Below are 22529 nucleotides of genomic sequence, written 5' to 3'. Positions count from 1 at the left end.
TGATCGCCGGGCGAATGGCCGTGTCGCCGGCGCCTGCTGCGCGGCCCGCTCCTCGATAAAGCGCCTCGGTCGGCTCAGGAGGCGATCGGCTCGTCGCCGTCTTCGTCCTCGTCGTCTTCGTCCTCGTCTTCGAGCGACTCGTCGCCTCCGCCCGCCAGGTCGTACCCGTGCGGATCGAACCCATCGAACATGGCCTGCAGGCGCTCGCTCAGGGAATCCCACGTGTCCGGCGGCTCGCTCGCCTGGCGGTCCCGCTCGGCCAGGGCGAGCGCGGCGGCGACCACCGCCGTCAGCGGGCGCGCGTCCTGGAGCACCGCGACCTTCGAGGCGTCGCCGCTGCACGCGTAAGCCAGCAGATACGCCCTGTAGATCTCCTCATTCGTCTTGTCGCTCATTCCTGATCCTTCGTCCTTGTCGTCCGCGCGCCGCCTGTCGCCCCGTCGCCGTGCTCTGGCCTCCTGGGCGCCGTGGAACGCGGGGGCGCGAGCCTAGCCCATCTCGGCGGCCCTCGGGACCGCGTCGCGCCGGGAGCCCGCGCCACGCGGGCGCGGTCGGCTCAGAAGCGCAGCCGGTCCCGCAGGGCGCGCACCGCGCGCTCGAGCCCCTCGTGGTGGTGGAAGCAGCACTGCCCGATGCGCGGCTGGCACTGCGACGAGCGGAGCATCTCCAGGAACACGAGCGCGCGCGCGTCCCCCTCGAGCGCCGCGCGCTCGAAGAGCGCCTCCTTGCGCCGGCAGGGGGCCTCGCGCAGCGCCACGGCGATGCGCAGCGGGACGCTCGCGCGCTTCAGCACCTCGGGGCGGCGGAGCAGCGCCGCCGCGCGCTTTCCGCCCTGCGTGCCCCCGTAGCCGCTCCAGATCTCGTAGGCGATGTCGAGGCCCTCCGGGCCCAGGCGGCTCTCCAGCGCGTCGAAGATCGCGTCCGCGCGGCCGTCGGTCCGGTACGAGCTCTTCACGGCGACGGCGGCCGCGGCCGTCATCACGTCGCGTTGCTCGAAGGCGGCGCGATCCTTCTCGAGCAGCGTGAGCAGCGCGCTCTCCGCGTCGCCCCACCGCTTCGCCCGGACCGTCGCCACGAGGCGCTCGCGCTCGGCCGGGAGGCCCGCGCCCTCGAGCGGCTCCGGGCCGGCGAGCGCCGCGCCCGACGCGCCCGCGTCCGGCGCCGCCGTGCCCGCGTCCAGCGCCGCCGCGCCCGCGTCCAGCGCCGCCGCGACGTCGGCCGACCCGGGGGCCGAGGCGCTCGCGACGGGCGCCTCGGAGGGGGCTTGCAGAGGGGTGCCGAGGGCATCCTGCGCCTGGACGGCCGGCGCCCCGGCGGGGGCCGTCTGCGCCGCCGCGGGCGCCGCCTGGAGCTCCGGGCCGGCGGCCGCCGGGGCGCCCGCGCGCAGCCAGCCTGCGCCCGCGGGCAGCCGGCCGAGGAGCAGCGCGCCCGCCGCGCCCATCGCGGCCACGGCGGCCACCCCGAGCATCCAGCCCCACGCGCGCCCTCTCGCTCGTGGCCGGCCTCCTGCCGCCCCGCGCGCTGCCTTCCCGGGCGCCCCGCCGCCCGCGCCGGAGGCCCCGAGCTGCAGGTCGAACCCATCGGCCTCGGCGCCGCCGGTCGCCGCGCCGCCAGCGGCGGCTCCCCTGGCCGCAGCGCCGCCGGCCGCGCCCGCGCGGTCTTGCCCTGCCGGCAGCTCGGGCGGCATGGCGTGCGGGATCGCGCGCAGCGGGTCGCTGAGCCGCCACGACCCGCTCGAGAGCGGCTCCTTCCAGGGGAGGAGGCCGAGCGCCTCGGACCTCGGCACGGCCGCGTCGAGCGCCGCGAGCAGCGCGCGGGCGTTCGCGGGGCGCTCCGCCGGGTCCTTGCGCAGGATGCGCATCACGAGCGCCTCGAGCTCGCGCGGCGCCGCCGTGCCCGGGGCGCGCAGCCGGAGCGGCGGCGGCGCCGTGTGGAGCTGCTCGCGGAAGATCTCGACGGGCAGGATCGCGTCGAACGGGTGCTTCCCGGCGAGCATCTCGTAGAGGATGAGCCCGAGCGCGTAGAGATCGGAGCGCTCGTCGACGTGATCCATGCCCTGCGCCGCCTCGGGCGCCATGTACGCGAGCGTGCCGAAGACCATGCCGCTCAGCGTGATCCGGCCGGCGTCGGGCCGCGCCTCGCTGCTGTGCGCGTCCGTCGTGGAGAGGCGCTCGATCGGCACCTTCGCCAGGCCGAAATCGATGAGCTTCACCGCGTCGGTGCCGTCCTCGACCATGACGTTGCGCGGCTTCAGATCGCGGTGGATGACGCCGCGCTCGTGCGCCGCGGCGAGCGCCGCCGCGATCTGCCGCGCGATCTCCGCGGCGCGCGGGGCAGGCAAGGGGCCCTTCTTGATGATGCGATCGAGCGTCGTGCCGCGGACGTGCTCCAGCACGAGGAACCGGGAGCCGTCGGGGAGGGTGCCGAAGTCGGTCGCCGAGGCGATGTTCGGGTGCTGGATGTGCGCGCCCGCGATCGCCTCGCGCTCGAAGCGCGCCGTGAGCTCCGGGGAGCCCTTCGCCGCGGGCAGGAGGAGCTTCACGGCCAGCCACTTGCGCAGGAGCAGGTGCTCGGCCTTGTAGACCGCGCCCATCCCGCCCGTCGCCACGAGCTCCACGATCCGGTACCGGTCCGAGAGGACCGTCCCGACCAGCTGGGCCGCCGCGCTCTCCGCGAGCGCGTTGCTCGCGGCGGGCGGCGGATCGCCGGGGGCAGGGGGCGGGGGAGCGCTCACGTGGGGCGTGAACTGTCCGGCCTACCCCGATTTTTGTCAAAGGTGGGCTGATGTGGCGTGGCCGCGCCGGCTTGCCTATTGAATTGGCCGGGCGCCCGGGCCAAAGGATGCGCCATGGCCGATCCCGTCCACGCCCTCGCCCGCGCACTCCAGGCGGCGATCACCGCCGCGTTCGGCGCCGAGCACGCCGCGGTTGATCCTTCCCTGCGCCGCTCCACCCACGCCGACTACCAGGCGAACGCCGCCATGGCGCTCGGCAAGCGCCTCGGCAAGCCGCCGCGCGAGGTCGCCGCGGCGATCGTGGCGGCGCTGCAGCTCGACGGGATCTGCCGGAAGGTCGAGATCGCGGGCCCCGGGTTCGTGAACCTGACGCTCGAGGACGCGTACCTCACGCGCGAGCTCGCCGAGACGGCGGGCGGCGGGCGGCTCGGGATCGCGCCCGCGGCCGAGCCCGAGACGGTGATCGTCGACTACTCGGGCCCGAACGCCGCGAAGGAGATGCACGTCGGCCACCTCCGCAGCACGATCATCGGCGACGCCCTCGCGCGCGTGCTCGAGGCGCTCGGCAACCGCGTGATCCGCCAGAACCACCTCGGCGACTGGGGCACGCCGTTCGGCATGCTGATCGAGCACATGCTCGATCTCGGCGAGGCCGCGGCCTCGCAGGAGCTCTCGGTCGGCGATCTCGACGCGTTTTACCGGCAGGCGCGCGCCAAGTTCGACGGCGACGCGGCGTTCGCCGAGCGCTCGCGCCGCCGGGTCGTGCGGCTGCAGGGGGGCGACGAGCAGACCCTCGCGCTCTGGCGGCAGCTCGTGCGCGAGTCGACGCGCTACTTCGAGTCGGTCTACCGCCGCCTCGGCGTGACCTTGACCGACGCGGATTTCGCCGGCGAGAGCTTCTACAACCCGATGCTGCCCGACGTCATCGAGGAGCTCGGTCGCAAGGGGCTGGCGCGCGAGAGCGAGGGCGCCCTCTGCGTCTTCCCGGCCGGCTTCACCGGCAAGGGCGGCGAGCCGCTGCCGCTCATCGTGCGCAAGCAGGACGGCGGCTACGGCTACGCCACGACCGATCTCGCGGCGATCCGCCACCGCCTCACCACGGTCGGCGCGCGCCGGATCGTCTACGTCGTCGGCGCGCCGCAGAGCCAGCACTTCGCGATGGTCTTCGCGACCGCGCGCGAGGCGGGCTGGCTCGCGCCGCCGGCCCGGGCCGAGCACGTGGCGTTCGGCTCGGTGCTCGGGGCCGACAAGAAGATGTTCAAGACGAGGAGCGGCGACACCGTGAAGCTCTCGGACCTGCTCGACGAGGCCACGGAGCGCGCGTCGAAGGTGGTGCGGGAGAAGAACCCCGAGCTCGACGCCGAGGCCGCCGATGCCGTGGCGCGGGCGGTCGGCGTGGGCGCGGTGAAGTACGCCGATCTCTCGAGCGACCGGATCAAGGACTACGTGTTCGACTGGGATCGCATGCTGGCGTTCGAGGGGAACACGGCGCCCTACCTGATGTACGCGCACGCCCGCATCCGGTCGATCTTCCGGAAGGCCGGCGTGGAGTCGCCGCGCGAGGCCGGGATCGTGCTGAGCGAGCCGGCGGAGCGGGCGCTCGCGCTGGAGCTGCTCCGGTTCGGCGCCGTGCTGGAGGACGTGGCGGCCACGCTCGAGCCGCACCGCCTGTGCGGTTACCTGTTCGAGCTCGCCGGTTCGTTCACGAGCTTCTACGAGCGCTGCCCGGTGCTCCGGGCCGAGAGCGACGACGTGCGCCGCTCGCGCCTCGCGCTCTGCGATCTGACGGCGGAGGTGCTGGCGAAGGGCCTCGGCCTGCTCGGGATCGAGGCGCCGGAGCGGATGTAGCGCGTCAGGCAGCGGCGCCCGACCCTGCCTGCGTCCGGCGATCGCGCGTCCGCCCGAGGATGCGCACCTGCCTGAGCTGCGCGTGCCTGTCCGCGCATTCGAACCGAGGTTGCGCTCGCCCGCTCGAGGTTGCGCGCGACGTCGGTCCGTTCTCTCTGGCAAAGTGCAGCATGATCGAACAACGATTGGCTCTCCCCTGCGCCGGCATGGCCGTGATGGCGGTGCTCGCCGTCGCATTCGGGTGCTCCGCGGTGGGCGGCGCGTCCGTGCAGGGGGGTGGGGGAGACGGGCGCGAGGAGCCCTCGGGGACCCTCGGCGAGGACGGCCCCGGCGGGCTCGATGAGCCGGGCGAGCCAGGGCTGGGACCCGGTGACGCAATCCCCATCACCGATCCCAACGTGGATGGCGACGGGGACGGGTTCACGCCCGCGGAGGGCGACTGCAACGATGTTGATGGAAATGTGAATCCAGGCGCGATCGAAGTCGAGGTCACCGAGCCTGACGCGAGCGGCCAGATCCCCGCGCCGGCGGACGAGGATTGCAACGGGGTGATCGACGACGTGCCGCCGCCGTGCGACGAGGGCCTCTCGCTGGAGGACTTCGATCCGGCGAACGGGGCCAAGGCGATCGACCTTTGCGCCGTGGCGTCCCGCGAGGACAGGCGGTGGGGTGTGCTCTCCGCGAGGTATGTCCGCGGGGACGGCTCGCCTGCAGAGCGGTCGCCCGCGGTTGGCCTCTTCGATGGGTTCGGCCCCAACGTGCACGTGCAGGGCGGCGCGCGCCTGCTCGCGCTATCGACGGGGAGCGCACGCCTGCCTGGCCACCCCGACGCCTGCTGGTCCGGGAGCTGCGCGAGCTATGGTCCCGGCTCCGCGCCGCCCGGGTTCCCTCAGGACAACCCTTCCTGTCCTCCGTCCAGCTTCATCAACGACGACGTCGGCCTCGAGGTCGTCCTCCGCGCGCCGACGAACGCGACCGGCTACGAGTTCCTCTTCAAGTTCTATACGTTCGAATACCCGGAGTGGGTCTGCGAGGACTTCAACGATCAGTTCGTCGCGCTGGCGACGCCCGCGCCTCCCGGGTCGTACAACGGCAATCTCTCGTTCGACGGGGAGGGAAGGCCGGTCAGCGTCAATATCGCGTTCTTCGATGTCTGCGACGGATGTCCGCTCGGCTCGAGTGAGCTCGTGGGGACGGGGTTCAGCCCGCGCCGCGACGGCGGCACCCGGTGGCTCAAGACCCGCGCGCCGGTGCATGGCGGCGAGGAGATCTCGCTCCGGTTCATCCTGTTCGACACCGGCGACGATCGCTTCGACTCGACCGCGCTCATCGATGGCTTCCGCTGGATCGCGACCGGCGGCACGGTCAGCCTGGAGACGGTGCCCGTGGTCCAGTTCCTCTGAGGCGAGGGCGCTCTTCCCACGGCGGGCGCTCCGGGCTACCGGCACGTCCGGCAGTCCCCGCCGCAATCCACGGCGAGCTCGCTTCCATTCAGGACCCCGTCGTCGCACGAGGGCGGCTGGCAGACACGCTCCCTGCACACGCCGGACCCGCAGTTCTCGCCGGTGAGGCACGCCTCGCCCGCGGGGCAGAGCGGGCACGAGCGCGTGCCGCAGTCGACGCCGGTCTCGAAGCCGTTCGCCACGCCGTCGACGCAGGTCGGAGCCTGGCAAACCCCCAGGCGACACACGCCCTCCTTGCAGTCGATGCCCGTCTCGCACGAGGCGCCGAAGCCGCAAGGCTTGCACGAGCCGCCGCAGTCGCGGTCCGTCTCTCCTTCGTCCTCATCCGTGACGTCATTGCTGCAGTGCGGGGGGATGCAGGCGTCCGCCGTGCAGGTCCAGCCCTTGAGGCACTCCTCGCAATTCCAGATCTGGATGACACCACCACTCCCCTCGCAGGAAAGGAAAAAAGGCGCCGTCAGCCCCAATGCAATGACGCGTCGAAGCATGGTGCTCGCTCTTCTCGTAGTTGATGGTCTGGTGACGATGACAGTACATCATGCACGGGCATCGAGGGCACCGATCTGGCTTTTTGCGCGCGGATTTATAGCATTCCGGACTGGTGGTCCGGATTGTCAAATAATCGACATGAAGTGGTCCTCGGCGTGCGAGCGCCCTGATCCGACGCGCGGAGATCGGACACGCAGAGATGGGACGTGCAGAGTAAGGCGGGTGAGGAGAGGGGAGGGGGCTCATCCACCACGCGCCACGCGAGAGGGGCCGCAGCGGCCGTTCTCTACGGATCGGCAGGAGCGCGCCGCTCGATGGCTCTCGCGCCCGACAGGACCGCACCGAGCGCGCCGGCTGGACGGCGATGGGAAGAGGGGACTGAGAAGGCGCGCCTGGGCTCCTTCACGGGCGGCGCGCTCCTCACGCGAGGCGGCGCGCGCCGCGTGGCGGGGCGGCGCGCTCCTCACGCGAGGCGGCGCGCGTCGCGCTCAGGTGCGGGCGGCGGCGCGGCGCGCCGTGATGAAGGATCGCACGCAGAGGGCGACGTAGCCCGCCGAGAGGACGGCCATCACGGACTGGGCGATGACGGCCGGGGGGCGCGCCACGTCGCCGCCGGAGAGCAGCGTCGGCAGCTGGGTCAGGCCGCGGGCGGAGCCGAGGAAGCCGAGGACGCCGACCATGGCCGACGCGTGCATGGCGTGCATGCGGTACTTCTCCTGTCGCGCGAGCAGGCCGAGCCCGATCGCGACGACCCCGAAGCCGGCCGGGATGAGCGCCGTCGGCGCGCTCGTCGCCGCGAATCCGCCGACGCCGAGCGCTGTGAGCAGCGCGCCGTAGCCCATGGTCAACGTGGACATGCTCGACATGAAGAGCCTCCTTTTCTTTCGGAGGCCCGGGATACCGCGCCGGGCGCGCGTCCGCCACCGCATCCGCTCGCCCGCCGCGCGCCCGCGACCGCGGCCGCCCGTGATCGTCGCGCTCGCGTCCCTCAGCCCTCGCGCCCTCGCCGGTCTTTGCGGGCGGAGCGCTGCGGCGTGGTTAGAATCCGCCGTCCATGCTCGGCCTCTCCCGCCTGCGGGACAGCTTTGCCTACACGCCACGGACGCTCCAGCTCGTCTGGCGCTCGTCGAAGGCGGCGAGCGTCGCCCTCGGCGCGCTCACGCTCGCCGCGGCGGCGCTGCCGCTCGGGGTGGCCTACGTGGGAAAGGCGATCACGGACGCGGTGGTCGCCCGCGACGAGCGCGCGGCGCTCGTGTGGGTCTCGGTCGAGCTCGGCCTCGTGGCCACGCTCGCGCTCGCGCAGCGCGGGCTCTCGCTGACGCGGCAGCTGCTCGGCGCGCGGCTCTCGATCGACATCCACGGGATGATCCTCGAGAAGGCGCTCTCGCTCTCGCTGGTCCATTTCGAAGACCCCGAGTTCTACGACCAGCTCACCCGCGCGCGCCGCGAGGCGTCGTCCCGCCCCGCCGCCGTCGTGACCGAGAGCTTCTCCCTCGTGCAGAACCTGATCACGCTCGCGGGGTACGCCGCGCTGCTCGTCGGGTTCAGCGCCCTCGCGGTGCTCGCGCTCGTGCTCGCGGCCGTCCCCGCCACGGTCGCCGAGGCGCGCTTCTCCGGCGCGGCGTTCCGCCTCCGGAACTGGCGCTCTCCCGAGGCCCGCCGGCTCAACTACCTGGAGTACGTGCTCGCCAACGACGGCCACGCCAAGGAGGTGAAGCTCTTCGGGCTCGGGCCGACGTTCCTCGAGCGGTACAAGGCGCTCGCGGCGTCGTTCTACCGGGAGGACAGCGCCCTCGCGGTCCGCCGCGCCGGGTGGGCCTATGGCCTGTCGCTCCTCGGTACCGCCGCGTTCTACGGCTGCTATGGCGCCATGGCGGCCGGCGCCGCGGCGGGGCGCCTCTCGCTCGGCGAGATGGTCCTTTACGTCGCCGCCTTCCGGCAAGGCCAGCAGGCGTTCCAGGCCGTGCTCGCCGGCGTCGGCGGCATGTACGAGCACAACCTCTACATGTCGAACCTCTTTCAGTATTTGTCCATCCCGACCGGCGAGCCGCCCGCGCCGCAGGCCGGCCGCGGAGACGCGCCTGCGCCCCTGCCGGCCGACCGCGGAGACGCGCCTGCGCCGCTGGCGGAAGGCGGCGCGCGCGACCGGGGCGTGCGGTTCGAGGGGGTCGGCTACCGGTATCCTGGCCAGTCGCGCTGGGCGCTCCGGGGGATCGATCTCCACATCCCGAGCGGTCAGAGCCTGGCGCTCGTCGGGCACAACGGCGCCGGAAAGACCACGTTCATCAAGCTGCTCGCGCGGCTGTACGAGCCCACCGAGGGGCGAATCCTGCTCGACGGCAAGGATCTCCGCGCCTGGGATCCCGACGCGCTCCGCCGGAGGATCGGTGTCGTCTTTCAGGACTTCAACCAATACCAGCTCACGCTGCGCGAGAACGTCGGGCTGGGCAGCGTCGAGCACCTCGCGGACGAGCCGCGCGTGGCGCGCGCGGTCGCCGAGGGCGGCGCCGACGAGGTCGTGACGGTCGTGCCCGGGGGCCTCGACGCGCAGCTCGGGCGCTGGTTCAAGGGCGGCTTCGAGCTGAGCGGCGGGCAGTGGCAGAAGGTGGCGCTCGCGCGCGCCTTCATGCGCGAGCAGGCGGACATCCTCGTGCTCGACGAGCCGACCGCGGCGCTCGACGCCGAGGCCGAGCACGCGGTCTTCCAGCGGTTCCGGTCCCTGTCCAAGGGGCGGACGACCATCGTCATCTCTCACCGCTTCCCGACCGTGCGCATGGCCGACCGCATCGTCGTGCTCGACGGCGGGCGCATCGTCGAGGAGGGCACCCACGACGAGCTCGTCGCCCGCGGCCAGCGCTATGCCCGCATGTTCGCGCTGCAGGCCGAAGGGTACCTGTAGCGCCGCCGGCGCGGCGCGTTCGGCGCGCCGGCGAGCGGGCGCGCTCCTCACGCGGGGCGGTCTGCCTTCTCGGGGGCTCAGGCGAGCTCTGCCTGCTAGGCTCGCGCTCATGCGCGACACGCTCCCCAAGGAGGTCGGCCAGGCGGTCCACATCCTCCGGTTGCTCCGTGGGCTCAGCATGCAGGAGTTCGCGGAGCGGGCGCAGCTCTCGGCCACGTACCTGCGGCAGGTCGAGCGCGGCGAGCGGGATCTCGGGCTCGGCGCCCTAGGCCTGATCGCCCAGGGGCTCCAGTGCGAGCCGCGCCTCCTGCTCCCCGGCGACGGGCGCAGCCCTGTCGGATCCATCGTGGCAGAGCGCTTTGACCAGGCCGAGGAGACGCTCCAGAGCGCGATCCTCTTTCTGCTCATGGAGCCTGACGATTCACCGAGAAAGCAAGCAATGCTCGCCCTCGCCAGCGAAGATCCGGAGCGCGCACGCCCGGCGGCTCCGCCCAAGTCGCCCCGCCCGGAGCGCGCTTTTTCAGGGCGTATTACTCCGCCGTCGAGCCGTCGTTCCGGAAAGTGATAGACCCGCCTCGCGCGCTCCGCGGCGCCGGTCCGCGCTGGCGACGGCTTCCGCGCGCCTGAGACCTCTGTTACTGTCCCCGCCAACCGATGTTCCCCGCGCCGTGTCCGGGGGTGTCATGGACTCGAACCTCGTGCCGGAGGTCCGACGCAGTGAGCAGAATCTTTTGGGCTGATCCAACACCGCAGCCAGCATTGAAGAACGCGCGCCGCGCTGTCCTCTCCTTCCAGGGCGCGAGGCCTGAATCCTCCGTGCCCGTCGCGCGGATCGAGGCGGAGGGGCCATGGTGATCCTCGGGCAGGAGTTCGCGGGGTACACCATCGTCGCGAGCCTCGACTCTCCCGCTCCGGCGGAGGCGTATCGCGCGCTCGACGCGGATGGCCGCGAGGTGACGCTCTATGTCCAGGAGGGCATGGGCATCGACGCCGATGCGTTCCGCGGCGCGCTGGAGAGGCTCCTCTCGCTGTCTGCGCGGGTGCACGGCATCGTGCCTGTGATCGCGGGCGGGATGGAGGGAGACGCGGGGTGGATCGCTGCCCGGCAGAGCGACGATCCCTCGGTGGAAGATCTGCTGCCCCGGCTTCGCTCGGTCGCGTACGAGCTCGTCGTCGACGTCGCGCGGACGCTGGGCGCCGCGCACGCGCTGGGGCTCTCGCACGGGGATCTCGGCCCGCACACGGTGGTGATCACCGGTCAGGGCGCCGCTGTCCTGAGGGCGTTCGGGCTGCACACGCTGTTCGGGGCGCCCGAGGACGCCATGGCGGATGCGGCGCGGTACCGGGCGCCGGAGCTCTTCGATTCTCGCGCGATCGATGAACGAACCGACGTCTACGGGCTCGGGATGCTGCTGTATTGCCTCCTCGGGGGCCAGCGCCCGTTCGACGGCCGCGACGATCTGGATGTGTGCGCGCTCGACGAGGTGCCGCCGCCGCTCGAGGGCGTGTCGGCCCAGGTGAACGAGGCGCTGGCCCGGGCGCTCGCGAAGGACCCTGACGCGCGATTCCAGACGGTCCACGAGCTCATGGCCGCCGTGCGGCCGCTGCTCGTGGGCGCGGCGCCGCTCGCGGGGGGCGCTCCGCCGCCGGGGGGGCCGCGCCCTCGAGCAGCGGCCGCCTCGTCGCTGCAGGAGCCGGCGCCGGATACGGAGCGGAGCGTGCACGCTCCGGCGTCCCGCAACACGCTGCCCACCGGGACCCTCCCTCCGGAGGCCATGCGGCACCCCGTCGTCGAGATCGCCGCGCCGCGCTCGCGCAGCAACGTCCTGCTGGCCGGCGGAGCGCTGCTGCTCGTCGCGCTGACGAGCGCCGCCGTCGCGGTGCCGTTGAGCTCGTACATCGCCCGACGTGGGATACCGCCCTCACCCGCCGGGCCGCCGGTTCACGTGAGTGATCCACATCACAATGAGACGACAGCCTCCCCGGTACAGTGCGACCCCGGCGTCTCCGAGGCGGCGGGTTCTGCCGTGGAGGCGCCGGCGACGAAATCCGGGGTGACGCGCCGTGTTGAGCCCGCCCCGCTGGTCGCGACTCCCGCCGTGGAAGCCAAGGGTAGCCCCGGGCAACGGTGGTACGGCGACCAGCTGTTCTGAGGCAATCGCGCAGGCCGGGTAGCAAACGACACCCCGGCGGATTGGGGCCGCCGGGGTGTCTACGCCGCAGACCTCGTGCCGGAGGCCTGGACGCATGGCTACCCTACTCAATGCATTGCCTCGATCGATCGAATTTTCTCGCTCCGAGGACAATTTTTCTTCGATTGCCAGCAGAGCCGCCTTTTCGGCGGGATTTTGGAGGGCGGGCGGCGGGTGAACCGACCGAGGTTGAGGGCGGGGTGCCGACCGAGGTTGAGGGCGGGATGCCGACCGAGGTTGAGGGCGGGACGCCGACCGAGGTTGAGGGCCGGGTGAACCGACCGAGGTTGAGGGCCGGGTGAACCGACCGAGGTTGAGGGCGGGGCGCCGACCGAGGTTGGGGATGCCGGCGCAAGCCCTAGGGCCCGGTCGGCCCTCGGGCGCCCCTCGGCTCGCCGCGATCGCTCAGCGGAGCTCGTTCCCCGGGAGCGGCTGGAACACGTTGGCCCGGTACCACCTGAGCTCCTCGATCGACTCGCGGATGTCGTCGAGCGCGCGGTGGATCTCGCGCTTCTTGGGCGCGGCGCGCAGCGGATACCAGCGGCGCACGAGCTCCTTGAGCGTCGAGACATCCACGATGCGGTAGTGCAGGAAGGAGAGGAGCTCCGGCATGTAGCGCTGCAGGAAGGCGCGGTCCTTCCACACGGAGTTGCCGCACAGCACGGCCGTCCCCTTGTGGCAGTGCGCCTCGAGGAACGCGCGCGTCTCGGACTCCGCGTCGCCGACCGAGAGCGTGGACGCGCGGATGCGCTCGAGGAGCCCCGAGCGCTCGTGGAGATCGCGGACGAAGTCGCTCATTCCCGCGAGGACGCTCTCCGGCTGGTGGATGACCAGGCACGGCCCCTCGGCGACCACGGTCAGGTCGGGCTCCGTGACGATGGTCGCGATTTCCACGATCGCACACGAGCTCTCGTCGAGCCCCGTCATCTCGAGATCGACCCACACCATGCGCTGCGACCGGTCCGTCATCGGCGGCGAGCATAGCCGATCCGCGCCGGCTCAGGTCCACCGAGAGCCGGCGCGACCAGGCTGCCCCGGGAACGGGCGGTGTGCTAAGCACGGGCCGGACACCGGGCTCGGAGGCCTGTCATGCGAGACGTCTTCATCGTGGATGCCGTTCGCACGCCGCGCGGGCGCGGCAAGGCGGGCAAGGGAGCGCTCTCGGGCGTGCACCCTCAAGAGCTCCTCGCGCAAACGCTCAATCGCCTGGCCGAGAAGACCGGGATCCGCAAGCAGGACGTCGAGGATGTGGTCGTCGGGTGCGTGACCCAGGCGGGCGAGCAGGGCGCGTGCATCGCGCGCACCGCCATCCTCGCGGCCGGCTGGCCGGACATCGTGACCGGCGTGACCGTCAACCGCTTCTGCGGCTCGGGCGCGCAGGCGGTGAACTTCGCGGCGATGGGGGTCATGTCCGGCCAGCAGGAGGTCGCCGTCGGCGGCGGCGTCGAGAGCATGTCGCGCGTGCCGATGGGCTCGGACGGCGCGCCCCTCGACGGGAACAACCTCGCCCTCCGCAAGAAGCTCGCGATGGTCCCGCAGGGCATCTCGGCGGACCTCATCGCCACGATCGAGGGCTTCTCGCGCGAGGACGTCGACCGCTTCGCGCTGGAGAGCCAGCGCAAGGCCGAGCGGGCCGCGGGCGAGGGGCGCTTCGCGAAGAGCCTCTTCACGGTCGTCGATCTCGACGGCAAGCCGCTGCTCGACAGGGACGAGCACCCGCGGGCCGGGGCGACGATGGAGGCCCTCGCGAAGCTCGAGCCGGCGTTCGCCAGCCTCGGCTCGACGCCGATGGGCCCCGCCGGCGAGACCGTGGATGCGCTGGCGCTGGCGCGCTATCCGCAGGTGGCGGCCATCCGGCACGTCCATACGGCGGGCAACTCGAGCGGCATCGTGGACGGGGCGGCGGTCGTGCTGCTCGCGTCCGGCGACTACGTGAAGGCGCACGGGCTCGCCCCCCGGGCGAGGATCCGCGCCACGGCGACGGCCGGCGCCGAGCCGGTGATCATGCTGACGGCCCCCGCGCCCGCGTCGGAGCGCGCCCTCAAGAAGGCGGGCATGCAGGCGCGCGACGTCGATCTCTGGGAGATCAACGAGGCGTTCGCGGCGGTGCCGCTGCAGACGGCGCGCAAGCTCGACATCGACCTCGACCGCGTCAACGTGAACGGCGGCGCGATCGCGCTCGGGCACCCGCTGGGCGCGACCGGGGCCTGCCTCATCGGGACGGCGCTCGACGAGCTCGAGCGCACCGGAAAGGCGACCGCGCTGATCACGCTGTGCATCGGCGGAGGGATGGGCGTGGCGACCATCCTCGAGCGGGTGTGAGCCGCTCCGGCGCGGCGATGGGGGTGCGCGACGATCACGGGAGCGCCTCGGACGAGCACCGGCACGGGCGCGGCGCTCGACGCGGCGAGGGGCACGATCACGGGCATCACCATGCCCCGGGGCACGACCACGATCACGGCCATGACCACGACCACGGCGACCCGCAGCACCACGACCACAGCCACGATCTCCGGCGCGCGCCGCTCCGCCGGCTGATCGCGGCGTTCGCGCTCACGACGTCGTTCCTGGTCGTCGAGGCGGCGGTCGGGTGGTGGTCGAAGAGCCTCGCCCTGCTGGCCGACGCGGGCCACATGCTCGCGGACGCCGCGGCGCTCGGCCTGGCCATCATCGCCCAGCGCATCGCGGCGCAGGCGCGGACGCGCGAGCGGACGTACGGCTTCCGGCGCGCCGAGGTGCTCGCGGCCTTCGCCAACGGCATCGCGCTGGCGCTGACGGCGATCTGGATCTTCATCGAGGCGGCCCACCGCTGGCGCGCGCCCCAGGCGGTGCACGCCGAGGCGCTGGCGATCACCGCGGCGCTGGGGCTGCTCGTGAACGTGGTCGCGGCGCTGCTGCTCTCGACCGGCGAGCACGGGCACAACATCAACACGCGGGCCGCGCTGGCGCACGTGCTGTCGGACGCGCTCGGCTCGGTCGGCGCCATCACGGCGGGCGTGCTCATCCTCGCCTTCGGCTGGACGCGGGCCGATCCGGTGATCAGCGCGGCCATCGGCGCCCTCGTGCTCTGGGGCGGCTGGCGGCTCGTGCGCGACACGTCCCGCGTGCTCATGGAGGGCAGCCCGATCGAGATCGATCTCGCCCACGTCGAGGACACCATCCGGAGCGTGCCCGGGGTCGTCGACTTCCACGATCTGCACGTCTGGTCGATCTCCGACGGCTTCAACGTGCTCACCGTGCACGTCGTCCTCGCCAAGGGGCACCATGGCACGAACGTGGCCGCCGCGGTGGCCCGGCGGCTGCGCGAGAAGCACGCGCTCACCCACTGCACGATCCAGCCGGAGCCGCTCCAGGAAGAGCTCCTGGTGACGCTCAGGCGGCCGGGCGCCGGGGCGCCGGGCGCGGACGGGCCCGCGGGCGACCGAAGCGGGTGACCGCCGCTCGGCGACGCGTGTATCCGGGGGCGACTGAGCGCCGCTCTAGATCCGGCTCTCCGCCCGCGTCAGACGCCGCACTCGACGTTGCCGCGCTGGAGCGCCGTGAGGCGCGAGTCGCCGAGCGCCTCGGCCTCGGCGAGGAGCCACCGGAACATCGCGTTCGCGATCACCCGCTCCTTGCGCGTGTTGAACAGCCAGACGGCCGCGTGGCACACGTCGGCGTGCAGCTTGGGGAACGCGAGGCGGCGGAACTCCACGCCGACGAGCACCGCCGCGGCCTCGTACTGCGCGCGCAGCGACGTCCACTCGCGCCACTCCGAGAGCGGCGGCAGCTCGCGCCGCTCGTCGACGCGGCGGCGCAGGGCGTCGCACGCGATCTCGACCTCGGACAGGAGCTCGTCGCGGAGGCGCCGGCGCGTGCGGCCGATGGTCGCGCCGAGATCGTCCCACGCCGCGCGCGGCACGCGCGCCGCGCGCAGCGTCGCCGCGAGGTCCTCCTCGACCGCGCGCGCCAGCGGGCCGAGCGCCGCCTGCGCCCCCGAGGCGCCGAGCGATGCCGCCCGCTCGCGGAGCTCGGCCTGCGCGCGCTCGTCGTCGAGCGCCGCGTCCCACGCGCCGCCGAGCCGCCTGAGGTCGTCGCCCGAGACCTGGTCCCGGGGCCGGAGCAGCAGCGCGGCGTGGAGCAGCACCGCCCGGCTCCACAGATCGCCCTCGGCGACCTTCGCGGCGCAGGGCTCGGGCGCCTCCGGCTCCGGGCGCGGCGCGCCCGCGCCCGCGGCCAGGGCCCGGCGCACGAGCGAGAGCGTGGCGCGGCGGTGGGGCGCGATGAGCCATCGCAGCCAGAGCCCGAGCGCCCCCCGCGCGGGCGCCTCCCCGAGCAGCCGCGCGGCGACGGCGCCGAGCAACCACATCGTCCGGCCGCCCCCCACGCACGCGTATCCGGTCACGGCCGTCCAGTCGCCGCGGGAGGCCGCCTCGGCTGCGAGCCAGCCCGCGGCGATGCGGCGGGCCTCGCGGGGGCAGGCGCGCTCGTCCAGGCCGGCGACGCTGTCGAAGAGCGCCCGCGCGCCCTCCACATCGCCGCGGTGCGCCGCGAGCATCGCGCCGGCGGCGATCCCCGCGCCGCGCAGCGGATCGGCGCTCGCCGAGGGGGGCGCGGGCTCCGCGCCGATGCGCTCGATCCGCTCGCTGACCCAGGCCTCCACCGCGGCGTCCGGCTTCCGCGCGCGGCAGAGCGCCCACGCGGCCGCGAGCGCCGCGCCGCCGCGCCGGTCGGCGCGAAAGGCCCCGTCCGACAGCAACGCGACGAAGTACGCGGCGCGCGGCAGCCCGAGCGGGATGAGCACGTGGCGAGCGAAGGGCCAGGGCGCCATGAGCAGCGCGAGCGGCGCGAGCGGCACCGCGCACCAGAGCTGACCCCCGGCGAGCGCGAGCGCGAGGAGGATCGCGATCGGCACGAAGACGAACAGCACGACGACGTTCCAGAGGCCCACGCCGAGCATCTGGGGGCGCGGCGCCGCCCCGGGCGAGGCCCTCCGCGCGGCCGCCTCGCTGATCACCCGCACCAGGATGGCGAGCGCCAGGAGGACGCCCCAGGTCATCGCGCCCTCCAGCCGAGGGCGGACAGCGCCTCGGGCCACGGCGCCCGCGGATCCTCCCCGGGCGGCTCCGGCGGCGGCAGCTCGCCAAGGTCGTCGTCGAGATCGTCCTTCGGCGGCGGCCTCGGGTCGAGCCGCGCCCAGACCTCGTGCGCCAGGCGGCGCTCCGGGTCCCGCAGCGCCGCCATCGCCTGCCGCACCTTGTCGGCCGTCCGCGCCCCGGGGCCGACCGGCGTCGGGTACGCCGCGGCGCTCGCCAGCTTGAGCTCGAGCATCCCGAGCAGCTTCTGCCCCTCGCGCTCGATCTCCGCGCGGCTCGCGCTCGGGCGCAGCCCGAGCACGTAGAACGGGTTGTCGCGGATGCGGCCGAGCGCGTCGTCCATCACCGCACCCCTGACTCGTGGCCGAGCCTGCGCTTCTGCGCGTCGACCGGCAACAGGCGCCAGAGCTCCTCGGTGATCGTCCTGAGCGCCGCCGTGTCGCCGCGCTCCGCCGCGCCGCGCCCGTCGCGCACGAGCCGCTGCGCGCGGACCAGATCCGAGGCCTGGTGCGCCTCGGAGGCGGCGTCCTCGAACATCCACACCCACGCCTTCGGGTGGCGCTGGAACGCCGCGCTGCTCAGGTTGCGGACCAGGCGCAGCTGCCGCTGCAGCTCGACCTGGTTCTTCTCGGCGCGCGCCCGCGCGACGCCCTGCGCGGCCTCCTCGAGGAGCGCCTTCTCCGTGCTCGATCCGAGCTGCGAGATCCACGTCGACGCGCTCGCGACGGCGGCCTGCGCCTCGGCGTCGAGCTCCGGCCAGCGCTTGTCGGCCTCGGCCTGCTCGAGCAGGACGTCGAGATCGAGCAGCGCGCGCCGCGCCTTCTGCCCCGCGTCGGCGTCGCCGCCGCGCGCCGCGGCGGCGTCGCGCTCCACCTCGGCGAGCGCGCACTCCACGTAGGTCACCTTGCCGAGCGCGTGCGGCGCGTCCCTGCGCAGGGCGGCCTCGCGCACCGCGGCGAGCCGCTCGCGCATGGCGGCGATGGAGGCGTCGAGCACCTCCGGCGCCGCCTCGGGGACGAGCAGGTGCGCGACGCGCTCGAACACGAGCCCCTGCGACGGGATCAGCGCGCGCGCCGAGAGGTGCCCGCCCCGATCGAGCTCGAGCGTCAGCTCGATCGCCGAGCCCGCGGGCAGGGTCGCGGTGAGCCCGCTCCCGTCGATCTCGAGCGTCCCGACCACGCGGCAGAGGTGGGCGACGTCGAGCTCGCCCTGCACGACGGGGATCTTCAGCACGCACGCGCTGGAGCCCTTCGGGACGCTCTCCACGCTGTGGTGCACGAACGTCCGCCGGGCCGGCAGCGGCGCGCCCCGCTCGAAGTAGACGCGCACCGAGTTGTCCGCGAGCGCGACCCCGATCGTGCGCGACAGCGGCGGATCGCCGATCGTGAGCCCCTGGACGATCGTGATCGCCTGCGGGTGCACCGGCACCCGCGCGCCGCCGGCCGCGCTCGCCTCGATGTTGAACACGTTCGGCCGGCGCGGCAGCAGGTCGACGGTCACCACGAACGCCCCCTCGGCGTCGAGCGGCGCCTCGGCGCTCGTCCACCCGTCACCCTCGCGCGCGAGCCGGATCCGCTCGGGCGCGGCCCCCGGCCCCTCCATGACGCGGCCGACCACGTGGGGCGTGAGGTCGCTCGACATGGCCGGGTACTGCAGCCACAGCCGGCGCCCCTCCTCCTTGGGCCGCGCGCCCGAGGAGGAAGCCCGCGCGTCGAGCCCCGCCGTCGCCGCGTAGATCGCGGCCCCCTGCGCGACGAGCGTCATCGGATCGAGCCCCTCGCCGAAGGGAGCGCCGAGCGCGCCCCGGACGCGCTCGCGCAGCGCCGGCATCACCGTCGGCCCGCCCACGAGCACGACGCGCGCGAGCTGCGACGCGTCGAGCCCGTGCGCCGCGAGCAGCCGGCGGCAGACCTCGACCGAGCGGTCGATGATCGGCGCGCAGAGCGCGTCGAGCGTGGACCTCTGCAGCACCAGGTCGACGTCGACGGGCGCGCCGTCCACCTCGAACGCCGCGGGCACCGCGAGCGCCGCCTCGTCGGCGCGGGTGAGCTCGATCTTGATCTCCTCGACCGCGAGCTTCAGCTTGCGGAGCGCGGCGGCGTGCCGCGGGTCGGCGCGGCTCACGGTGACGCCCTGGGTGCGCGCGATCTCGGCGAGCGCCCAGTCGACGATCGCCCAGTCGAAATCGCGCCCGCCGAGGAAGTTGTCGCCGTCGTGCCCGACGACGCGCAGCAGCCCGTCGCGCGTCTCGAGCAGCGAGACGTCGAACGTCCCGCCGCCGAGGTCGTAGACGAGCCAGCTGCCCGTCGACTCCTCGACCGTCCAGCCGGCGGCCAGCGCCGAGGCCACCGGCTCCTGGATCAGCTCGACGCGCTCGAACCCCGCGCGCCGCGCCGCCTCCGACGTCGCCGCGCTCTGGGGCAGCTCGAAGAGCGCGGGCACGGAGATCACCGCCGAGGCCGGCAGGACCCCGAGGTGCTCCGCGACGTCGGCGCGCAGGGAGCGCAGCACCTCGGCGGCGAGCTCCTCGGGCTTCTTCGCGACCTTCGCCGCCGCGAACTCGATCGGCTGGGCCGTCCCCATCAGCCGCTTGAACTCCGCGCGGGTGTTCTGCGGATCGCTCTCGAGGAACCGGCGCGCGCGCGCGCCGACCGTGATCGTCCCGCGCGCGTCGATCCGCACCACGCTCGGGGTGAGCGTCGCGCCCTGGGAGTTCCTGACGAGGGTGACCTTCTCGCCGTCGAAGGCGGCCGCGGTCGAGTTCGTGGTGCCGAGGTCGATACCGACGTAAAGCGGGCGTGCAGCCATCGCTCGCAAGGATACACGCGCGGAACGACCGCCGCCCGGCGAGGCATGGAACACGCCCGGCGAAGCCGCTGGCGCGCGGCTGGCGCGCGGCTGGCGCGCCGCGGGCGCCCGCCCGCCCGCCCGCCGCGAGGCGCGTCCGCCCGCGGGGTACGGGAACAGCGTACGTCAGCGCAGCGCCGCGACGCCCGCGGTCAGCCTGCGAGCAGCTGCGTCACCCAGACCCGGCCGGTCGGGTCGCGCACGACCGCCACGCCGGTCCTCCGGTAGCGCCGGTCGAGCAGGTTGCCCCGGTGCGACGGGCTCGCCCAGATCGCGCGGTGCGCTCCCTCGGTCGTGCCCGAGCTGGCCACGTTCTCCCCCGCGATCGTCGCCTCGTACCCGGCCGCCCTGAGGCGCGCCGCCGGATCGCCCGAGCCCACGTCGTGGCCCACCATCTTCGCCTTGATCATCTCCTCGGAGTGCGCCCGCGCCAGCGCGGCGAGCGCCGCGTCGCGCGCGAGCGCGGGCAGGCGCTCCGACGCCCGCGCGGCGTTCATCATCCGCAGCATCGCGTCCTCGTCGCCCTGCGCCCCCTTCGCGGCCTCCTCGCCCGGCGCTGCAGCGCGGACGAACCGGCCCGGCGGAGCGCTCCCCGCGAAGATCATCGCCTCCAGCACGGGCCTCGGCCCGGTCGACACCGTGGCCAGCACCTGCACGAGCCAGCTCCCCGGCTGGTCGACCGCGAAGCTCGAGCGGAGCCGCGCGCCCGACAGGGAGCTCAGCACCGTCTTGGGCGCGCCTCGCGGCCCCAGCAGCACCACCTTCGCCGCGGTCGCCGGGACCCGCATCGTCCCTTCGAGGGTCACCCATTGCCCTACCCGCGCGGTCGTCGGCAGCGGCGACAGATCCGCGAGCGCGTCCACCCCGATCGCGGACACGATCACCGTCCCGTCCGGCTTCTTCGCCTGGGCCACCCCACATCGCCGCACCCCGAGGGAGGTCCACCCCGCGAGCCACCCGTCGATCCGCGCCCCGATCTCCGCCGGCCCGAGCCCTCGGCCGGAGATCGACCATCCCCTCGGCCAGGCGTGCGGCGCGCCGGCGGCGCGCAGCGTGAACGAAAGCTCGTCGGGCGGCATGATCTCCCCGCCCTGGAGCTGCCGCTCGACGTTCCGCTGGGCGACGGCGGCGAGCGCCGTGTCCGCGCTGCCGCAGCGCGCCGCGAGCGCGGCGATCTCCGGCGAGACCGCCTTGGGGGGTTGGGGCGAGCGCGTCGTCGCCTCCCACGTGAGCGCCGGCGGCTCCGCTGCCGCCACGCCCGCGGAGGCGAGCGCCGCGCCGAGCACCCCGCTGGCCCACCATGACCGCATTCGACTCGGCTAGCAGGTTTCCCGCCCCGGCGCTCGTTCACCTGAGTCGCCGCGAAAGCCGCGCGGTCCCGCGGGCGGCTCGTGCTACCGTGGCCGTCGCGCAGCATGGCTGAGGTCTCCAAGGCCGCGAAGGTCGGCGTGATGACGATCGTGCTCGCGGGCGCGGCCTACGGCGGGTACCGCTTCGTCTCGCGCGACATCGGCGGCGGGAGCGGCTACCGCGTCTGGGCCACGCTGCCCGACGCGATCGGCGTGTCGCCGCAGTCGCGGGTGATGATCTCGGGCATCCAGGTCGGCGTCGTCGACAAGATCTCGCTCTACAACGGCCAGGCGCGCATCGACATCAAGATGAGCCCCGACGTCCCGCTCTACGAGGACGCGGCCATCGGCAAGCGCGCGACGAGCCTCATCGGCGAGTCGTTCGTCGTGCTCTCGCCCGGCACCGAGGGCAAGCCGCGCATCCCCGACGAGGGGAGGGTCCTCTATTACATCGACGAGCCGACGATCCAGTCGATGCAGGGGCAGGTCTCCGAGATCCTGAAGGACGTCAAGACCGTCACCGAGACGCTGAGGAACACCGTCGGCTCCGAGGGCGGGCAGGAGCGGCTCGCGCAGATCCTCGACAACCTCGCCGAGGTCACCGAGCAGATGAACGCGACCGTGCGCGAGAACCGCGCGGGCGTCACGGAGACCATCAACAACATCAACCAGATCACGGGCGACTCGGGCCCGCGCCTGCGGGAGATCCTGCGCAACGTCGAGCAGGTGAGCCGCGACATCCGCACGATGACGGCCGCGGCCGAGGTGCCCGGCCGGAACGGGCAGCCCGGGGAGCTCCGGAGCGCCGCAGAGCGCGTGGGCCGCGCGACCGAGAGCCTCGAGTCGGCGCTGAAGCACGTCGACAGCGTCGCCGCGCGCGTCGACCGCGGGGAGGGGACGCTCGGCCGCATCACCCGGGACGAGACGCTGATCAACGAGGTCGAGACGGTCGTCGAGAACGTCGGCGAGCTCGTCGGCGGGCTCAGCCGGTTCCAGACCGTGGTCGGGCTGCGCACCGACTACAACTTCCTGGCGAACACCATCAAGAGCTACGTCGAGCTCAGGCTCCAGCCGACGGAGGACAAGTACTACGTCGTAGAGCTGGTGAACGACCCGCGCGGCAAGACGGACTTCCAGCAGATCGACGTCGACACGACCAACCCGAACGAGCCCGCGCACTACCGCGAGGTCCGCACGATCACGACGAACGCCTTCCGGTTCTCGTTCCAGTTCGCGAAGCGGCTCGGCCCCTTCACGGGCCGGTTCGGCATCAAGGAGTCGACGGGCGGCCTCGGCCTCGATCTCCACCTGCTCGACGATCGGTTCGAGCTCCGCCAGGACCTCTTCGGCTTCGGCGAGGAGCTGTCGCCGCGCTGGCGCGTCGCGCTCGCGTACGAGTTCATCCGGAAGCTGTGGCTGCTCGGCGGGATGGACGACATCCTGAACGGCGATCGCCGGGATTACTTCATCGGCCTGCAGCTCCGGTTCAACGACTCGGACCTGAAGACGGTCCTGCCCTTCGCGCCGTCGGGCTTCTGATCGCGCCCCCGCCCTCCCGGCGCGGCCCCGGCGGTGCGCCCGGGCCCCTGTGCTATAGCGCGAGCATGAAGCGCTCGCTTCTTCACGGAGTGCG

General features: G+C 73.5%; 17 protein-coding genes. 8 read left to right on the top strand and 9 right to left on the bottom strand.

Annotated elements, in window-relative coordinates:
* Positions 1-74: 74 nt before the first annotated feature.
* Both WME95_RS41940 and WME95_RS41935 read right to left on the bottom strand, forming a co-directional pair.
* A complete protein-coding gene (locus WME95_RS41940; RefSeq protein ID WP_437545973.1) occupies positions 75-395 on the bottom strand; it encodes a hypothetical protein in 321 nt (106 codons plus the stop codon).
* Positions 396-556: 161 nt separating this feature from the next.
* The gene (locus tag WME95_RS41935; protein WP_437904854.1) at positions 557-2734 is read right to left on the bottom strand and encodes a serine/threonine-protein kinase; all 2178 of its coding nucleotides are present in this window, start codon (positions 2732-2734) and stop codon (positions 557-559) included.
* 114 nt (positions 2735-2848) lie between these two features.
* Here WME95_RS41935 and argS point away from each other — a divergent pair, with 114 nt between their 5' ends.
* Both argS and WME95_RS41925 read left to right on the top strand, forming a co-directional pair.
* Positions 2849-4582 (top strand): arginine--tRNA ligase, encoded by a 1734-nt coding sequence (argS, locus tag WME95_RS41930; protein WP_437904852.1) that lies wholly within the window; start codon positions 2849-2851, stop codon positions 4580-4582.
* Positions 4583-4752: 170 nt separating this feature from the next.
* Positions 4753-5985, top strand: coding sequence for a choice-of-anchor L domain-containing protein (locus tag WME95_RS41925; RefSeq protein ID WP_437904851.1), 1233 nt, complete (start codon positions 4753-4755; stop codon positions 5983-5985).
* Positions 5986-6020: 35 nt separating this feature from the next.
* Here the strand turns inward: WME95_RS41925 and WME95_RS41920 are convergent, their stop codons facing one another.
* Both WME95_RS41920 and WME95_RS41915 read right to left on the bottom strand, forming a co-directional pair.
* Positions 6021-6533: a hypothetical protein gene (locus tag WME95_RS41920; protein WP_437545965.1), complete on the bottom strand. Its 513-nt coding sequence runs from the start codon at positions 6531-6533 to the stop codon at positions 6021-6023.
* 489 nt (positions 6534-7022) lie between these two features.
* Complete coding sequence (locus tag WME95_RS41915; RefSeq protein WP_437545963.1) at positions 7023-7400, bottom strand: hypothetical protein; 378 nt, start codon at positions 7398-7400, stop codon at positions 7023-7025.
* A 188-nt stretch (positions 7401-7588) separates the two neighbouring features.
* Here WME95_RS41915 and WME95_RS41910 point away from each other — a divergent pair, with 188 nt between their 5' ends.
* From WME95_RS41910 to WME95_RS41900, 3 genes are all read left to right on the top strand, one after another.
* Positions 7589-9433, top strand: a complete 1845-nt coding sequence (locus WME95_RS41910) for an ABC transporter ATP-binding protein (RefSeq protein WP_437904850.1) — start codon at positions 7589-7591, stop codon at positions 9431-9433.
* Between the two features lie 109 nt (positions 9434-9542).
* Entirely contained in the window at positions 9543-9998 is a 456-nt protein-coding gene (locus WME95_RS41905) for a helix-turn-helix domain-containing protein (RefSeq protein ID WP_437545959.1), read from the top strand.
* A 283-nt stretch (positions 9999-10281) separates the two neighbouring features.
* Positions 10282-11586, top strand: coding sequence for a serine/threonine protein kinase (locus WME95_RS41900; protein WP_437904848.1), 1305 nt, complete (start codon positions 10282-10284; stop codon positions 11584-11586).
* A gap of 444 nt (positions 11587-12030) precedes the next feature.
* Here WME95_RS41900 and orn read toward each other — a convergent pair whose 3' ends face one another.
* Positions 12031-12594 carry an oligoribonuclease gene (orn, locus tag WME95_RS41895; protein WP_437904847.1) on the bottom strand — a complete coding sequence of 188 codons (564 nt, stop codon included), beginning with the start codon at positions 12592-12594 and terminating at the stop codon, positions 12031-12033.
* Between the two features lie 120 nt (positions 12595-12714).
* On the opposite strand from orn, the gene WME95_RS41890 reads away from it, so the two are divergent.
* Both WME95_RS41890 and WME95_RS41885 read left to right on the top strand, forming a co-directional pair.
* Positions 12715-13947 carry an acetyl-CoA C-acetyltransferase gene (locus WME95_RS41890; protein WP_437904846.1) on the top strand — a complete coding sequence of 411 codons (1233 nt, stop codon included), beginning with the start codon at positions 12715-12717 and terminating at the stop codon, positions 13945-13947.
* A complete protein-coding gene (locus WME95_RS41885) occupies positions 13944-15059 on the top strand; it encodes a cation diffusion facilitator family transporter (protein ID WP_437904845.1) in 1116 nt (371 codons plus the stop codon). Before WME95_RS41890 ends, WME95_RS41885 begins: the two co-directional genes overlap by 4 nt.
* A 68-nt stretch (positions 15060-15127) precedes the next feature.
* Here the strand turns inward: WME95_RS41885 and WME95_RS41880 are convergent, their stop codons facing one another.
* From WME95_RS41880 to WME95_RS41865, 4 genes are all read right to left on the bottom strand, one after another.
* Positions 15128-16663, bottom strand: a complete 1536-nt coding sequence (locus tag WME95_RS41880; RefSeq protein WP_437904844.1) for a hypothetical protein — start codon at positions 16661-16663, stop codon at positions 15128-15130.
* Positions 16660-17043, bottom strand: a complete 384-nt coding sequence (locus WME95_RS41875; RefSeq protein ID WP_437742007.1) for a hypothetical protein — start codon at positions 17041-17043, stop codon at positions 16660-16662. Before WME95_RS41875 ends, WME95_RS41880 begins: the two co-directional genes overlap by 4 nt.
* The gene (locus WME95_RS41870) at positions 17043-19508 is read right to left on the bottom strand and encodes an Hsp70 family protein (protein WP_437904843.1); all 2466 of its coding nucleotides are present in this window, start codon (positions 19506-19508) and stop codon (positions 17043-17045) included. The genes WME95_RS41875 and WME95_RS41870 overlap by 1 nt, the downstream gene beginning before the upstream one ends.
* A gap of 191 nt (positions 19509-19699) precedes the next feature.
* Positions 19700-20857, bottom strand: coding sequence for a CAP domain-containing protein (locus WME95_RS41865; RefSeq protein WP_437904842.1), 1158 nt, complete (start codon positions 20855-20857; stop codon positions 19700-19702).
* Between the two features lie 105 nt (positions 20858-20962).
* Here WME95_RS41865 and WME95_RS41860 point away from each other — a divergent pair, with 105 nt between their 5' ends.
* Positions 20963-22435: an MlaD family protein gene (locus WME95_RS41860; protein ID WP_437904841.1), complete on the top strand. Its 1473-nt coding sequence runs from the start codon at positions 20963-20965 to the stop codon at positions 22433-22435.
* The last annotated feature ends 94 nt before the right edge of the window (positions 22436-22529 follow it).

It is taken from the genome of Sorangium sp. So ce327, from assembly GCF_051530205.1.
Taxonomy (GTDB): Bacteria; Myxococcota_A; Polyangia; order Polyangiales; family Polyangiaceae; genus Sorangium; species Sorangium cellulosum_B.
The sequence above is the reverse complement of the archived record's forward strand: the minus strand, read 5'-3'. Positions and strand labels throughout refer to the sequence as shown.

Excerpts from the sequence above, each read along its gene's own strand:
- WME95_RS41910 (WP_437904850.1), top strand. The coding sequence starts at position 7,589 with ATGCTCGGCCTCTCCCGCCTGCGGGACAGCTTTGCCTACACGCCACGG.
- WME95_RS41880 (WP_437904844.1), bottom strand. The coding sequence starts at position 16,663 with ATGACCTGGGGCGTCCTCCTGGCGCTCGCCATCCTGGTGCGGGTGATC.
- WME95_RS41940 (WP_437545973.1), bottom strand. The coding sequence starts at position 395 with ATGAGCGACAAGACGAATGAGGAGATCTACAGGGCGTATCTGCTGGCT.
- WME95_RS41900 (WP_437904848.1), top strand. The coding sequence starts at position 10,282 with ATGGTGATCCTCGGGCAGGAGTTCGCGGGGTACACCATCGTCGCGAGC.
- WME95_RS41875 (WP_437742007.1), bottom strand. The coding sequence starts at position 17,043 with ATGGACGACGCGCTCGGCCGCATCCGCGACAACCCGTTCTACGTGCTC.
- orn (WP_437904847.1), bottom strand. The coding sequence starts at position 12,594 with ATGACGGACCGGTCGCAGCGCATGGTGTGGGTCGATCTCGAGATGACG.
- WME95_RS41905 (WP_437545959.1), top strand. The coding sequence starts at position 9,543 with ATGCGCGACACGCTCCCCAAGGAGGTCGGCCAGGCGGTCCACATCCTC.
- WME95_RS41860 (WP_437904841.1), top strand. The coding sequence starts at position 20,963 with ATGGCTGAGGTCTCCAAGGCCGCGAAGGTCGGCGTGATGACGATCGTG.
- WME95_RS41915 (WP_437545963.1), bottom strand. The coding sequence starts at position 7,400 with ATGTCGAGCATGTCCACGTTGACCATGGGCTACGGCGCGCTGCTCACA.
- WME95_RS41925 (WP_437904851.1), top strand. The coding sequence starts at position 4,753 with ATGATCGAACAACGATTGGCTCTCCCCTGCGCCGGCATGGCCGTGATG.
- WME95_RS41920 (WP_437545965.1), bottom strand. The coding sequence starts at position 6,533 with ATGCTTCGACGCGTCATTGCATTGGGGCTGACGGCGCCTTTTTTCCTT.
- WME95_RS41890 (WP_437904846.1), top strand. The coding sequence starts at position 12,715 with ATGCGAGACGTCTTCATCGTGGATGCCGTTCGCACGCCGCGCGGGCGC.
- argS (WP_437904852.1), top strand. The coding sequence starts at position 2,849 with ATGGCCGATCCCGTCCACGCCCTCGCCCGCGCACTCCAGGCGGCGATC.
- WME95_RS41865 (WP_437904842.1), bottom strand. The coding sequence starts at position 20,857 with ATGCGGTCATGGTGGGCCAGCGGGGTGCTCGGCGCGGCGCTCGCCTCC.
- WME95_RS41870 (WP_437904843.1), bottom strand. The coding sequence starts at position 19,508 with ATGGCTGCACGCCCGCTTTACGTCGGTATCGACCTCGGCACCACGAAC.